The sequence below is a fragment of the Aeromonas sp. AE23HZ002T15 genome, assembly GCF_054165525.2.
This window is the reverse complement of sequence record NZ_CM201342.1, coordinates 956,344-969,774: the sequence shown is the minus strand read 5'-3', so window position 1 is coordinate 969,774 and position 13,431 is coordinate 956,344. Positions and strand designations below refer to the sequence as shown.

Sequence of the window (13,431 nt, the reverse complement as noted above, 5' to 3'; positions counted from 1 at the left end):
ATCAGTTCCCTCTTCCATTGATTTCACGTGTCCATTGACTTGTTATTGGTAGGCCCCGCGAGGGGCTCATCTTCAGAGCCGCTCGTAACCGGGCAGCGTCAGAAAATCGATCAGGGTGTCGGCGCAGGTGATCTGCTCCATCAGTTCGCTCGCCTCCGCGAAGCGGCCAGCCTGCCAGCGGGCCTCGCCCACTTCGCGTCTGACCACCTCCTGCTCCTCGGCCAGCATCTGGCGGAACAGGGCCTTGGTCACCGCCTGGCCGTTTGACAGGGACTTGCCGTGGCGGATCCACTGCCAGATGGAGGTGCGGGAGATCTCGGCGGTGGCCGCATCTTCCATCAGGCCGTAGATGGGCACGCAGCCGTTGCCGTTGATCCAGGCCTCCAGGTATTGCAACGCGACCCGGATGTTGGTGCGCATGCCCGCCTCGGTGCGCTCACCCTCGCAGGGGGCCAGCAGCTCGGCGGCCGTGATGGGGGCATCCTGCTCGCGCAGCACGTCGATCTGGTTGCTGGCGCCAGCCGGGATGGCGGCGTTGAACACGGCCATGGCGGTATCGGCGAGACCGGGGTGTGCCACCCAGGTGCCGTCGTGGCCGTTGTTGGCCTCACGCTCCTTGTCCGCCTTCACCTTGGCGAACACTTCGGCGTTGACTGCCGGATCCTTGGCCGGAATGAAGGCCGCCATGCCGCCCATGGCCAGGGCGCCGCGCTTGTGGCAGGTCTGGATCAGCAGGCGGGAGTAGGTGCTCAGGAAGGGCTTGTCCATGGTGACCACCTGACGGTCCGGCAGGACGCGATCGGGGTGGTTCTTGAGTGTCTTGATGTAGCTGAAGATGTAGTCCCAGCGGCCGCAGTTGAGCGCGACGATGTGATCCTTCATCTGATAGAGCAGCTCGTCCATCTCGAACACCGCCGGCAGGGTCTCGATGAGCACGGTCGCCTTGATGGTGCCGCGGGGCAGGCCGAACCGGTCTTCGGTCCAGGCGAACACCTCGCTCCACCAGCGACCCTCCAGATGGCTCTGGAGCTTGGGCAGGTAGAAGTAGGGGCCTGAGCCTTTGGTCAGCAGCGCCTTGTGGTTGTGCAGGAAGTAGAGCGCGAAGTCGAACAGGCCGCCGGGAATGGGGTCATTGTCGAAGGTGACGTGTTTCTCCGGCAGGTGCAGGCCGCGCACCCGGCAGATAAGCAGGGCGGGATCGGCCTTGAGGGAATAGGATTTTCCCTCCGGGCTCTGGTAGGCGATGGTGCCGTTGACCGCATCGCGCAGGTTGATCTGACCCTCGATCACCTTATTCCAGGCTGGCGCCAATGAGTCCTCGAAGTCCGCCATGAAGACCTTCACGTTGGCGTTGAGGGCGTTGATCACCATCTTGCGCTCGACCGGGCCGGTGATCTCCACGCGCCTGTCCTGCAGGTCGGCGGGGATGCCGCGTATGGTCCAGTCCCCTTCACGGATATGGGCGGTCTCTGGCAGAAAATCGGGCAATTCACCGGCATCGATGCGTGCCTGACGGGCCACGCGCTGTTTGAGCAGTTCATTGCGCTGGGGGGCGAAGCGCTCCACCAGTTCGGATACCAGGGCCACCGCATCCGGCGTCAGGATTTGCGCGTATTCGGGAAGCATCTCGCCTTGTATGCGCAGACGGGTGCTGCTGATGGTCTGGGCCGGTGCCGACATAGGGCTCACTCCTTTGAAAGTTACATTTTGAACTTATTAACTACGACTAACGTCGATCCCTGTTTTTCTTAAAGACCCCGTAACAGCGGGGCAACACGATTCATAAGGTGCAAAAGTTTGTCCGGCTCGTCAACCTGATTTTTAAAACGCCTGTTTTTTACTGATAGTTAAGATGCTGTTTTTAATGGATTTATGTGATTAGTGCAAAAGCTCTGTGCAGATGGTTATGCTCTCACCTCTAGGCTTCGCCAGAGGGTGGGGGCGGGGATGGGGTCAGGAATCGAAAATGTAATTTATTACGTAATAAAATTACCAATGCAAAAACAAATCCCGACCTCACTCCAGGCTTTGAAAAAACATCTGTATGAAATTCCCATCACAAACTCAGTCGGCGTCCAACTCAGCAGAGGGCTTGATGATGAACTGCTGTTTAAAACTGAATGACTGAAAATCGAGCAAGCGTCGCAGGCGGGCATGCCCCCTGAAAATGACGGGCAATAACGTAGGTTTGTATCGGAGGGCCGATGGTTCGGAGGCGAGGGGGCAACAGAATGGACTAGCTGATTATGCTGTTGATTTGGTGTTTAGTAGCGTTTTGTTGTTATTTTAAACATCGGGGGAAGGAAGCACTTCCGGATGGGGTATGAGAGGGAAAAGAAGCCCCTCATGGAGGGGGCATTGACCAGGGGGGAGGGCTGAGCGTCTCTCAATAGTCCTCGTCCGGGGCGGCGAGATCGATCACGTCGAGGTGTACCATGTTGCCGTGTTCTGTGCTGCCGGATTCGCTGGCCGGGGTCGGGAGCAGGGGCTGGTCGGGTTGGGTATCAACTGCTTGCGTCATGGGTGCTTGCCTCATTGGATTGCAAGCCGGTTGGTGACTCCCTCACCCGAATATCCACCTCCCTGTTTGCATGGCCGGCGGAAAAGTGGCGTATCCTAGCGAGACTTTCAGAAAGCTTCAAGCGGTTCTGTATAAAAAACATGCCGCCGCTGTGTTTTCCCTTGATGGCAGCATGAATGCGCAGTGAAAACAGCCATATCAGAAAAAAACAGGGATAAAGCGCCCTAAGAAACAGAGCGTCGATGGACTGTGATGGAGGAGGGTGACATGCAGGAGGTGTCGGGACACGCGAATAAAAAAATAGCCCAGTCGAGGGACTGGGCTATTTTCGGGGAATTTGGTCGGTGTGAGAGGATTCGAACCTCCGACCCTCTACACCCCATGCAGATGCGCTACCTGGCTGCGCTACACACCGACGGAGTCAGCTCGGCTGACTGGAAAGGAGTCTAATGAACTGGCTCTGCGGACGCAACTCCTTTTTTATCAGAGAGATGCCGACTGCTTCTTTATTGTTCAGAGTCGATGCAACTTGGGCGCCGGCGGGAGATTTGGCATAATCGCCGCCCACTCGGCACAGCGCCATGCGTGCGCAGCCTGCTGCGGCAGCAACAACCCTTGCCCGTGGCCAGAATATCCGGGATTGACGAGAGAGGAGCGGGCGTGACGCCATCAGAGAAGAGTGACGAGATGAGCCAGACGGCGCAAGACGAGCGCTGGATGCGGCATGCGATGGCGCTGGCCAACAAGGCAGAGGGGATCGGCGAGATCCCGGTCGGTGCCGTGCTGGTGCTGGACGGTGAGGTCGTGGGGGAGGGGTGGAATCGCTCCATCAGCGAGCACGACGCCTGCGCCCATGCGGAGATCATGGCGATCCGCGCGGCCGGTGAGCGGCTGCAGAATTACCGGCTGCTCGATACCGTGCTCTACGTGACCCTGGAGCCCTGCTGCATGTGCGCCGGCGCCCTCATTCACAGCCGGGTCAAACGGGTGGTCTATGGGGCCAAGGATCTGAAGACGGGAGCGGCGGGATCTGTGTTCGAGATCCTGCAGGACCCTCGTCACAACCACAGGGTTGAACTGCAAGGGGGCGTGCTGGCCGAGGCTTGCTCGGCCCAGCTGTCTGCTTTCTTCAAGCGGCGCCGCGCCGAAAAGAAGGCGGCGAAGCAGGCCGCCAAGCCAACGGAACTCCCCTCAGCCTGATCTGGCGGGGCTCTCTGTCCCCGTCCCCTTGGGGCCTGGCCTATTTGGGGCTTTGCCTATGTAGGGCGGAGCAACCTGGCCCCTTCTCGTCCCTGGGTGCCTTGCCTATTTATAAGTTGGGAGAAGCACTCCCTATTTATCGGCCGATCGGCCCGGTTTCCCGCCCCGAAAAGAAGCGCCTCATCGGCGTCTTCATGTAACAAAACTGTCATGCAACCGCCATATAATGCCGCCAAGCCTAGCTCACATTGAGGTTTTGCATGTCATCGGAATCGATCAACCTGGTCATGGCGGGCAGTAGAAAACGCCGGATCAAGGACAAGTTGGCCAAGTACGGGGTCACCACGGGTGGTGGTCTGGTGCTGGTGGCCTTATTGCTTATTTTCTTCTATCTGCTCTACGTGGTGAAGCCCATCTTCAATGGCGCCAGCATGGAAGCGACCTCCTCCTTCACGCTGCCGGTGCAGGGTAAGACCGCCTGGCTCGGTGTCGAGGAGCAGAACGAGATCGGTTACCGCTTCAGCGACCAGGGCCAGGTCAGCTTCTTCGCCGTCCAGGCCGATGGCAACCTCAAGGTGGGTCAGGTGCTGGGTCAGAGCCAGGTGGCCGGCCAGATCACCTCGGTGGCGGCTCCGGCCCCAGGCCAGAAACTCATCGCCTACGGCTTCGCCGATGGCAAGGCGCTGGTGGTCCAGCCCGCTTTCAAGGTCTCCTATCCCAACGACGTGCGGGTCATCGAGCCCAGCCTGCAGCATCCCTTCGGCGATGAGCCCATGGTGGTGGATCCGCAAGGCAAGGCCCTGACACGCCTGGTGTTCGAGGCGACCAAGGACAAGATGGCCGCCGCTGCCGTGACCGAAGACGGCCGCGGTGTGATGACGGTGATGAGCGGCGAGGAGAACTTCCTCTCTGGCGAGATCGAGTGGAGCAGCGAGAACTACGCCATTCCCTCCCTGCCGCGTCACGTGGATCAGATGTTGCTGACCCCGAACCTGCGCATCCTGTTCGTGCGCGATGGCAACCGTCTCTCCGTTTACGACATTCACAACCTGAACGATATCTCCCTGCGGGATGTCATGGAGATCAACGCCCCCGATGCCAACGTGACCCGGGTCGAGCTGCTCTCCGGTGCCTCTTCCCTGCTGGTGGGCAACGATAACGGTGTCATCTCCCAGTGGTTCGAAGTGGCGAAGGATGGCAAGCGCCAGTTTACCCAGATCCGTGACTTCAAGGGCGATGGCGCCGTGGCACTGCTGACTCCCGAGCATTTTCGCAAGGGCTTCATCAGTGCGGCGCAGGATGGGACCATCAACTTCTTCCACGCCACCGGCGAGACCAAGCTGCTGACCGAGAAGGTGGAAGGCGGCGCCATGGCGGCGCTCGCCATCTCCCCGCGCCACAACCTCCTGCTGGCCCAGCAAGGGGATGGGTTCAAGCTGTTTGATGTGGAGAACGATCACCCCGAGGTGACCTGGTCGGCGCTCTGGCAGCAGGTGTGGTACGAAGGCTACCCCGAGCCCATGTATGTGTGGCAGTCCACCTCGGCGAGCAACGACTTCGAAGCCAAGCTGAGCCTGGTGCCCCTGGTATTCGGGACCCTCAAGGCCTCCTTCTACGCCATGGTATTTGCGGTGCCGCTGGGCGTCGCCGGTGCCATCTATACCGCCTACTTCATGTCGGCGGGTCTGCGCAAATACGTCAAGCCGACGGTGGAAATCATGGCGGCCCTGCCGACCGTGATCCTGGGGTTCCTGGCCGGTCTCTGGCTCGCCCCCATCATCGAAGGGGCCCTGCCCGGGGTGATATTGCTGCTGATCCTGCTGCCCATGGGCATGCTGCTGACGGCGCTTATCTGGAACTACCTGCCGGAGCGCGGCCGCACCTGGCTGCCGGACGGCTGGCACGCCATCCTGCTCATTCCTGTGCTGCTCTTCATCGGTTGGGGGGCCTTCGCCCTGAGCCCGCTCATCGAGAACGCCTTCATGCACGGGGATTCGCGCATCTGGCTGACCCACGAGATGGGCATCAAGTTTGACCAGCGCAACTCCCTGGTGGTCGGCATCGCCATGGGCTTTGCGGTCATCCCCACCATCTTCTCCATCGCCGAAGATGCGGTCTTCTCGGTGCCCAAGCACCTCACCCAGGGCTCACTGGCGCTGGGTGCGACCCCCTGGCAGACCCTGAGCCGTGTGGTGATCCTGACCGCGAGTCCGGGCATCTTCTCGGCGGTGATGATGGGCCTTGGCCGCGCCGTGGGCGAGACCATGATAGTGCTGATGGCCACCGGCAACACCCCCATCATGGACTTCTCCATGTTCCAGGGGCTGCGCACCCTGGCGGCGAACATAGCCGTGGAGATGCCGGAATCGGAAGTGGGCAGCTCCCACTACCGGGTATTGTTCCTCGCGGCCTTCGTCCTGTTTGTATTCACCTTTATGTTCAACACCCTGGCAGAGTTCGTGCGTCAGCGGCTGCGTGAAAAATACAGCTCTCTGTAAGGAACGACTCTGTCATGGACAAGGAATCGACAATGGGTAAGTGGTTTAAATCAGGGGCTCCCTGGATCTGGATGACAGGCGGTGCCGTCAGCCTGAGTCTGGTCGCCGTACTGGGCCTGTTGCTGCTGATAGGCTGGCGTGGGCTGGTCTACTTCTGGCCTCACCCCATCTATGAGTGGCAACTGCAGGATGAGCAGGGCAACAAGAGCGTGCTCATCGGCGAGATCAACGACCGCGAGCAGGTGCCGGTGGAGCGGCTGCGCTCCGCCGGGCTGGCCCTGGCCGGGGAAGAGCGCGAGCTGCTGACCCGCTACCTGGTCAAGACCGGCAACCGGGAGTTCGTCGACCTCGATTTTCGCTGGATCCTGGAGACGGACATCAAGTCCCAGACCCAGCCGGCCGAGCTCGCCATGGTCGAGCGCACCACCAACGGCAACTTCTACGGTTACATCGTCGGGGTGAAGGAGGATGGCAAGGCGCTGACCGAGGACCTGCATCCCGCCCTGCAGCGGGTGCTGGAGCGTGCCAACGCCCTGTCCGAGAAAGCCAATGATCTGCAAAAGGGTGACATCGGCAGCATCAACTACCAGTTGGAGCGGCTGCGCCTCAAGGAGCGCAAGGCCGAGCTGGAAGGCAAGCTGACCGACGAACTCAAGGCCGATCTGGCACGTCAGCGTCAGGCCCTCAACGACAATTACCAGGTGCTGGAGAAGGAGCTCTTCTCCCTGCGTACCCAGGCTGACAGGGACTCCATTACCGTCAAGGACATGCGCGGCGAGCTGGTGACCATGCCCATGTCCAGGGTGCTGGACGTGGTCTGGCCCAACGACATGAGCCTGCCGGCCAAGGTGGGGCACTGGTTCCACCAGATAGGCAAGTTCGTCTCCGACGATCCCCGTGAGGCCAACACCGAGGGCGGCGTCTTCCCAGCCATCTTCGGCACCGTCTTCATGGTCCTGCTGATGGCCATCATAGTGACCCCGCTCGGGGTGGTGGCGGCGGTCTACCTGCACGAATACGCGGGCAAGAACAGCCTGACCAAGATCATCCGCATCGCGGTGATCAACCTGGCGGGGGTGCCCTCCATCGTGTACGGGGTGTTCGGTCTGGGCTTCTTCGTCTACACGCTCGGTGGTTCGTTAGACCAGTTGTTCTACCCCGAGGCGCTGCCGAGCCCGACCTTTGGTTCCCCCGGCGTCATCTGGTCGGCCCTGACCCTGGCCATCCTGACCCTGCCGGTGGTGATCGTCTCCACCGAAGAGGGGCTGGCCCGGATCCCGAGCACCATACGCCAGGGCTCCCTGGCCCTGGGGGCCACCCAGGCCGAGACCCTGTGGCGCATCGTGTTGCCCATGGCGAGCCCGGCCATCATGACCGGCCTTATCCTGGCGATAGCGCGTGCGGCTGGTGAAGTGGCGCCCCTGATGCTGGTGGGGGTGGTGAAACTGGCGCCGACCCTGCCGATGGATGGCAACTTCCCGTACCTGCACGTGGAGCGCAAATTCATGCACCTGGGCTTCCACATCTATGACGTGGGCTTCCAGAGCCCGAACGTCGAGGCGGCGCGTCCCCTGGTCTATGCCACCTCCTTCCTGCTGGTGACGGTGATCGTGGGTCTGAACCTGACCGCCATCGGAATACGTAACCACCTGCGCGAGAAATTCCGCTCTTTGGAACATTGATGCAGGTGAAGCTGACCGGTATCACGGGCATCCGGAACCATTTACGCGAGACATTCCGGTCGCTGGAACATTGATCCGGCTGACCCAGACTGAGATGAGGAAGGTGTGGCCCGAGGGCGGGTCGCACCTTCGAAACAACGCATGAGACGGTCGCTGGAGTCGCTCCGGCCACCTTGAATAGATTGAGGTAATAGATGATCAACGTAACACCGAACTCGACCCAGCATACCGCGACCGACTTGCTCAACCTGACTCCTGAGCAGACGGCCCTCGAGGTCAAGGATCTCAACCTGTACTACGGCAACAAGCAGGCCCTGTTCAACGTCAACATGAAGATCCCGAAAGGTCAGGTGACCGCCTTCATCGGCCCGTCCGGCTGCGGCAAGTCAACCCTGCTGCGCTGCATCAACCGGATGAACGATCTGGTGGATATCTGCCGCATCGAGGGGGAGATCCAGCTGCACGGCCACAACATCTATGACAAGGGGGTGGATGTCTCCGCCCTGCGCCGTCAGGTGGGCATGGTGTTCCAGCGTCCCAACCCCTTCCCGAAGTCCATCTACGAGAACGTGGTCTATGGCCTGCGCCTGCAGGGCATCAACGACAGACGCACCCTGGATGAGGCGGCCGAGCGCTCACTGCGCGGCGCCGCCCTCTGGGAGGAGGTGAAGGATCGCCTGCACGACAACGCCTTCGGCCTGTCCGGTGGTCAGCAGCAGCGTCTGGTCATCGCCCGTGCCATCGCCATCGAGCCGGAGGTGCTGCTGCTCGATGAACCGACCTCGGCGCTCGACCCCATCTCCACCCTGACCATCGAGGAGCTGATCAACGAGCTCAAGAGCCAGTTCACCGTGGTCATCGTCACCCACAACATGCAGCAGGCGGCCCGGGTCTCGGATCAGACCGCCTTCATGTACATGGGGGAGCTCATCGAGTATTCGAACACCAACACCATCTTCACCACCCCGGCCAAGAAGAAGACCGAAGACTACATCACGGGCCGTTATGGCTAAGGTCGTCGCAGGGAACAGGGGCAAGGGGATGAAGCGCATGAATATCAGTGAACAGATTGGTAGTCGGTTCAACGGCTAAGGCATAATCGGAGCATCAAGGATTACTCGTATGGATAATATGAACCTCAATAAACACATCTCCGGTCAGTTCAATGCCGAGCTGGAGAACGTCCGCAACCAGGTGCTGGTGATGGGGGGCCTGGTGGAGCAGCAGCTGACCGACGCCATCGCAGCCATTCACACCCAGGATCTGGACGCGGCGCGCAAAATCGTGGCCAACGACCACAAGGTCAACGCCATGGAAGTGGCCATCGACGAAGAGTGCACTCGCATCATCGCCAAGCGTCAGCCCACCGCCTCCGATTTGCGGCTGGTGATGGCCATCATCAAGACCATCACGGATCTGGAGCGCATCGGCGACGTGGCGGACAAGATCGCCCGCATGCTGACCGACAACGCCAACAAGCCGCAGCCGCCGCTGGTGTCGCTCGAGAACATGGGCCGCCGTACCATCAAGATGCTGCACGACGTGCTAGACGCCTTCGCGCGCATGGATCTGGATGCGGCCATCGTCGTCTACAAGGAAGATGACAAGGTGGACCGGGAGTACGAGTCCATCATCCGCGAGCTGATGACCTACATGATGGAAGATCCCCGCACCATACCCCAGGTGCTGAACGTGCTCTGGGCGGCGCGGGCCATCGAGCGGGTCGGCGATCGCTGCCAGCACATCTGCGAGTACATCGTCTACTACGTCAAGGGCAAGGACGTGCGCCACACCAAGGCGGATGAGCTGAGCGACCTGCTGGGCAAGCACTGAGCAAGAAGTGAATAAAAAGGCGCGTAAAGCGCCTTTTTTGTTGCATTGAGAGTCATCTTAAGATAACGCCACCCCATGGGGGCTTTATCTGCTAGAATATGGCCCCTGTGTGAGTCCCGGATGGACTCACGGCCCGGTTTCCCGGGCCCAGTTTGCCGTCTTGTGTCAAGGCGGCTGTCGCAATAGGTCAATCATGAGTTTTGCCGATAGTCTGTTTTTCCTGATGTTGCTGGTCGCCAGCAGCGTGTTCTTCTCGCTCTCCGAGATCTCTCTCGCCGCCTCCCGCAAGATCAAGTTGCAGGTGATGGCCGACGAGGGCAACCGCCATGCCGAAAAGGTGCTGGCGCTGCAGGCCCAGCCGGGCAACTTCTTTACCGTGGTGCAGATCGGTCTCAACACCGTCGCCATCCTGGGCGGCATCCTGGGCGAGTCCGCCCTGAACCCTGCCATCAAGACCTTCATCTCCGAGTTTTATCAGGGCCCCTGGCTCTCGGAGATAAGCTCAGCCGCCTCCTTCGTGTTCGTCACCGGCATGTTCATCCTGATCGCGGATCTGATGCCAAAGCGCCTTGCCATGACCATGCCGGAGCGGATCGCCGTCATCGTCGTGCGCCCCATGATGCTGTGCGTCACCCTGTTGATGCCCCTGGTCTGGCTGTTCAACGGCATGGCCAACGGCCTGTTCCGCCTGCTGCACATCTCCATGGTGCGCAACGACGAGATCACCTCGGACGATATCTATGCGGTGATGGATGCGGGTGCTGAAGCGGGCGTCATCCAGCGCGAGGAGCATCAGCTCATCGAGAACGTGTTCGAGCTGCAATCCCTCGGGGTGACGTCCGCCATGACGGCCCGTGAGAGCCTCATCTACTTCACCCTGCAAGAGGGGGAGGAGAGCATCAAGGCGAAGATAGCCGAGCATCCCCACAACAAGTTCCTGGTGTGTGACCACAACCTCGACAGTATCAAGGGCTTCGTCGACTCCAAGGAGCTGCTGATCCGGGTCATTGGCGGTCAGAGCATCGATCTCAACAGCGGCTCCCTGGTGCAGAGCGTCATCATCATCCCCGACACCCTGAACCTCTACGAGGCGATGGAGTACTTCAAGAATCATCGCGGGGACTTCGCCGTGGTGATGAACGAGTACGCCCTGGTGGTGGGGATCGTTACCATGAACGACCTGATGAGCACCGTCATGGGGGAGTGGGCCACCCACGTGGTGGAGGAGCAGATCGTCCAGCGGGACGAGAACTCCTGGCTGGTGGACGGGGTAACCCCCATCTCGGACGTGATGCGGGCCTTCGACATCGAGGAGTTCCCGGAGAACCAGAACTACGAGACCATCGCCGGCTTCATCATGTACATGCTGCGCAAGATCCCCAAGCGCACCGATTCGGTGAAGTACGCGGGCTACAAATTCGAAGTCGTAGACATCGACAGCTACAAGATCGATCAGCTGCTGGTGACCCGGGTCGAGCCCGTGGCCGCCGACAAGTTGCCCCAGGAGTCGCACCCGGCGGCTTGAGTGGCAGCGCTCGCCTCAGTGCATAAAAATGGCCCTATATGGGCCGTTTTTCGATAATATGCGCGCACAACAAGTTGAAAGGGCCGGGTGACAAGCAGCCTGGCCAAGTGGAACCCATGAATGGAAACCATAGTGACCGAGAAGGTCGTTCAGGAGTCATGAAGATGCCGTCTTATTCCCGTGCCCTTGGCTGTGTGGCCCTGGCCCTGGCCCTCGGGGCCTGTAGCCAGAGCGCGCCGCGAAAACCAGCCGCCGCGCCCAAGTCCGTTGCCCCAGAGGCTGCCGTGGTGGCGCCCCAGCCCGATCCCGACGCCGTGGTGCAGAGTGCCGTGGCGGAGCCGAACCCTGTGTTCGACGAGGAGTACCACGGCCCGGATCAAGGGTCGCTGGAGTCGGTGACGGCCCTGTTTGCCCGCGGCTACATCGAATCGGCCATGCGCGAGACCATGCTGGCGGCGGTGCACAGCGACTACCCCCTGCTCGGCATGCGGGACGTGCGTCTGACGGACCCTGTCTCCAAGTTCCTCACCTCGATCCAGGCCCGTACCACGGCCCACGACTACCTCTACGCCGGGGTTCAGCGCAGGCTGGGTCGTCCCTTGAGCCCCGCCCAGTGGGAGCAGATCTGGCAAGGCTACTCCCAGCAGGGGCGCGTCTCCGACTGGGTCAAGCAGACCAAGCGGGTGCTGGCGGGGCGCTAATCCACCCAAAGATAGAATGCATGAGGCCACCCCGGGGTGGCCTCATCTGTTTCTGGCGCTGAGCCGGCTCAGGAGGCGGCAGGGCCCGCCGGCTTGCCAAACAGCACCTTGAGCTTCTCGCGCCAGGGCAGGCCTCGCGCCTCCCTCAGCATGTCGCGCCACTCGTGGAAGGTGAGGGTGAGGGGGTTGAAGCTGTGGATGGGCTTGGTGATGCCGAAGCGGCAGGGCTCTCCGGGGTCCTCCTCCACGAAGGTGCCGAACATCCGATCCCAGATGATGAGCACGCCGGCGAAGTTGCGGTCTATGTACTTGGCGTTGCTGGCGTGGTGCACCCTGTGGTGGGAGGGGGTGTTGAAGATGACCTCGAGCCAGCCCAGCTTGCCCACCACCTGGGTGTGGACGAAAAACTGGAAGCCCAGGCTCAGCAGCACGGTGGCGACCACGGCCTCGGGGGGGAAGCCGATGAGGATCATGGGGATCCAGAACAGCCACATGCCGGAGATCGGGTACATCAGGCTTTGGCGAAAGGCGGTGGAGAGGTTGAGTCGCTCCGAGCTGTGATGCACCACGTGGGAGGCCCAGAGCCAGCGCACATGGTGGCTCGCGAAGTGGAACAGCCAGTAACAGAGATCCTGCAGCAGGAACAGCAGCAGCAGGCTCCAGAGATTGAGCTCGATATCCAGCAGCCGCCAGCCCCAGAGCCCGTCGTAGAGGTAGGCGATGGCGATGGCCGCCAGGGCATCGCCTCCCTGGTGCATCAGGGCCAGGGAGGCATTGGCGAACAGATCCCGCCATTGATAACCGGCGGTGGGGAAGGCGGCGCCGTGTTTGCGCAGGTAGAGCATCTCCCAGCCGACGAAGGCCAGAAAGAGGGGGGAGAGGTAGAGCAGCAGCAGTTGCACATCCATGTCAGTCATCCGGTTGGACCAGTTGGTGTCCAGCATACCGAAGAGATTTAAAAATTCATTAACATTTCATGGCTTCCAGCCCTGGCCTCTGCCGGTCGGGATCTTCACGTAGACTGAAGGGACGGGCGCCAGAGTCTGTGGCGCCACGAGCGGCATGATGTCAGCTGAGGAGGAGAGAATGAGAGCAAACCAGGTTTGCGTCATGCTCAGCCTGTTGACCGCGAGTGCAGGGGCCAATGACAGTTTCAACAGCGAGCTGAGTCATTTTGCCGGCGGTGCGGCCATGGGGGCGGGCTTTACGGCCATTGCGGATCACTTTGGCTATCGGGAACACAGGGGCTGGATCGGTTTTGGCGTCTCCACCGGCATCGGCATCGCCGGCGAGCTGGTCGAGCAAGCATCGGGGGATGACTTCTCGGCCCTGGATGCGGGCGCCAATGCGCTGGGGGCCGCCCTGGGCGCCTACGGCACGGATCGCTGGCTGCTGGCACCCGTGGTGCTGCCCGAGGCGCACTATGTGGGGCTGGTGAGCAACTATCGTTTCTGATGGTGGCCTGGTGTCG

General features: G+C 61.0%; 12 protein-coding genes and 1 tRNA gene. 9 read left to right on the top strand and 4 right to left on the bottom strand.

The genetic code is table 11. From position 1 onward, the window contains the following. Window positions 1–72 precede the first annotated feature (72 nt). Window positions 73–1,680 (bottom strand): malate synthase A, encoded by a 1,608-nt coding sequence (gene aceB / locus ACT5M9_RS04400; RefSeq protein WP_457981415.1) that lies wholly within the window; start codon window positions 1,678–1,680, stop codon window positions 73–75. Between the two features lie 201 nt (window positions 1,681–1,881). Between aceB and ACT5M9_RS04395 the strand changes: the two genes are divergently transcribed. After that, window positions 1,882–2,124 carry a hypothetical protein gene (locus tag ACT5M9_RS04395; RefSeq protein ID WP_457981417.1) on the top strand — a complete coding sequence of 81 codons (243 nt, stop codon included), beginning with the start codon at window positions 1,882–1,884 and terminating at the stop codon, window positions 2,122–2,124. A 262-nt stretch (window positions 2,125–2,386) separates the two neighbouring features. On the opposite strand, the gene ACT5M9_RS04390 is transcribed toward ACT5M9_RS04395, so the two are convergent. After that, window positions 2,387–2,521, bottom strand: a complete 135-nt coding sequence (locus tag ACT5M9_RS04390) for a hypothetical protein (RefSeq protein ID WP_438548923.1) — start codon at window positions 2,519–2,521, stop codon at window positions 2,387–2,389. 338 nt (window positions 2,522–2,859) lie between these two features. Continuing rightward, a tRNA-Pro gene (locus ACT5M9_RS04385) sits at window positions 2,860–2,936 on the bottom strand. A 272-nt stretch (window positions 2,937–3,208) separates the two neighbouring features. On the opposite strand from ACT5M9_RS04385, the gene tadA reads away from it, so the two are divergent. From tadA to ACT5M9_RS04350, 7 genes are all read left to right on the top strand, one after another. Then, window positions 3,209–3,721, top strand: a complete 513-nt coding sequence (gene tadA, locus ACT5M9_RS04380) for a tRNA adenosine(34) deaminase TadA (RefSeq protein WP_457981662.1) — start codon at window positions 3,209–3,211, stop codon at window positions 3,719–3,721. A gap of 260 nt (window positions 3,722–3,981) precedes the next feature. Beyond that, window positions 3,982–6,219 (top strand): ABC transporter permease family protein, encoded by a 2,238-nt coding sequence (locus tag ACT5M9_RS04375; RefSeq protein ID WP_457981419.1) that lies wholly within the window; start codon window positions 3,982–3,984, stop codon window positions 6,217–6,219. Window positions 6,220–6,251: 32 nt separating this feature from the next. Beyond that, complete coding sequence (pstA, locus tag ACT5M9_RS04370) at window positions 6,252–7,901, top strand: phosphate ABC transporter permease PstA (protein WP_457981421.1); 1,650 nt, start codon at window positions 6,252–6,254, stop codon at window positions 7,899–7,901. A 194-nt stretch (window positions 7,902–8,095) separates the two neighbouring features. Then, window positions 8,096–8,914 carry a phosphate ABC transporter ATP-binding protein PstB gene (gene pstB / locus ACT5M9_RS04365; protein WP_438548926.1) on the top strand — a complete coding sequence of 273 codons (819 nt, stop codon included), beginning with the start codon at window positions 8,096–8,098 and terminating at the stop codon, window positions 8,912–8,914. A 109-nt stretch (window positions 8,915–9,023) separates the two neighbouring features. After that, complete coding sequence (gene phoU, locus ACT5M9_RS04360; protein ID WP_438548927.1) at window positions 9,024–9,734, top strand: phosphate signaling complex protein PhoU; 711 nt, start codon at window positions 9,024–9,026, stop codon at window positions 9,732–9,734. Between the two features lie 193 nt (window positions 9,735–9,927). Then, window positions 9,928–11,259, top strand: coding sequence for a polyamine export protein PaeA (paeA, locus tag ACT5M9_RS04355; RefSeq protein ID WP_438548928.1), 1,332 nt, complete (start codon window positions 9,928–9,930; stop codon window positions 11,257–11,259). A 158-nt stretch (window positions 11,260–11,417) separates the two neighbouring features. After that, entirely contained in the window at window positions 11,418–11,960 is a 543-nt protein-coding gene (locus tag ACT5M9_RS04350) for a hypothetical protein (protein ID WP_457981423.1), read from the top strand. Window positions 11,961–12,028: 68 nt separating this feature from the next. On the opposite strand, the gene ACT5M9_RS04345 is transcribed toward ACT5M9_RS04350, so the two are convergent. Continuing rightward, window positions 12,029–12,868, bottom strand: coding sequence for a sterol desaturase family protein (locus ACT5M9_RS04345; protein WP_457981664.1), 840 nt, complete (start codon window positions 12,866–12,868; stop codon window positions 12,029–12,031). Between the two features lie 178 nt (window positions 12,869–13,046). Here ACT5M9_RS04345 and ACT5M9_RS04340 point away from each other — a divergent pair, with 178 nt between their 5' ends. Continuing rightward, a complete protein-coding gene (locus tag ACT5M9_RS04340; protein ID WP_438548930.1) occupies window positions 13,047–13,415 on the top strand; it encodes a hypothetical protein in 369 nt (122 codons plus the stop codon). The last annotated feature ends 16 nt before the right edge of the window (window positions 13,416–13,431 follow it).

Coding starts and splice junctions, on each gene's coding strand:
- ACT5M9_RS04390 (WP_438548923.1), bottom strand. CDS start 2,521: ATGACGCAAGCAGTTGATACCCAACCCGACCAGCCCCTGCTCCCGACC.
- pstB (WP_438548926.1), top strand. CDS start 8,096: ATGATCAACGTAACACCGAACTCGACCCAGCATACCGCGACCGACTTG.
- ACT5M9_RS04340 (WP_438548930.1), top strand. CDS start 13,047: ATGAGAGCAAACCAGGTTTGCGTCATGCTCAGCCTGTTGACCGCGAGT.
- ACT5M9_RS04375 (WP_457981419.1), top strand. CDS start 3,982: ATGTCATCGGAATCGATCAACCTGGTCATGGCGGGCAGTAGAAAACGC.
- ACT5M9_RS04345 (WP_457981664.1), bottom strand. CDS start 12,868: ATGGATGTGCAACTGCTGCTGCTCTACCTCTCCCCCCTCTTTCTGGCC.
- pstA (WP_457981421.1), top strand. CDS start 6,252: ATGGGTAAGTGGTTTAAATCAGGGGCTCCCTGGATCTGGATGACAGGC.
- tadA (WP_457981662.1), top strand. CDS start 3,209: ATGAGCCAGACGGCGCAAGACGAGCGCTGGATGCGGCATGCGATGGCG.
- paeA (WP_438548928.1), top strand. CDS start 9,928: ATGAGTTTTGCCGATAGTCTGTTTTTCCTGATGTTGCTGGTCGCCAGC.
- aceB (WP_457981415.1), bottom strand. CDS start 1,680: ATGTCGGCACCGGCCCAGACCATCAGCAGCACCCGTCTGCGCATACAA.
- ACT5M9_RS04350 (WP_457981423.1), top strand. CDS start 11,418: ATGAAGATGCCGTCTTATTCCCGTGCCCTTGGCTGTGTGGCCCTGGCC.
- phoU (WP_438548927.1), top strand. CDS start 9,024: ATGGATAATATGAACCTCAATAAACACATCTCCGGTCAGTTCAATGCC.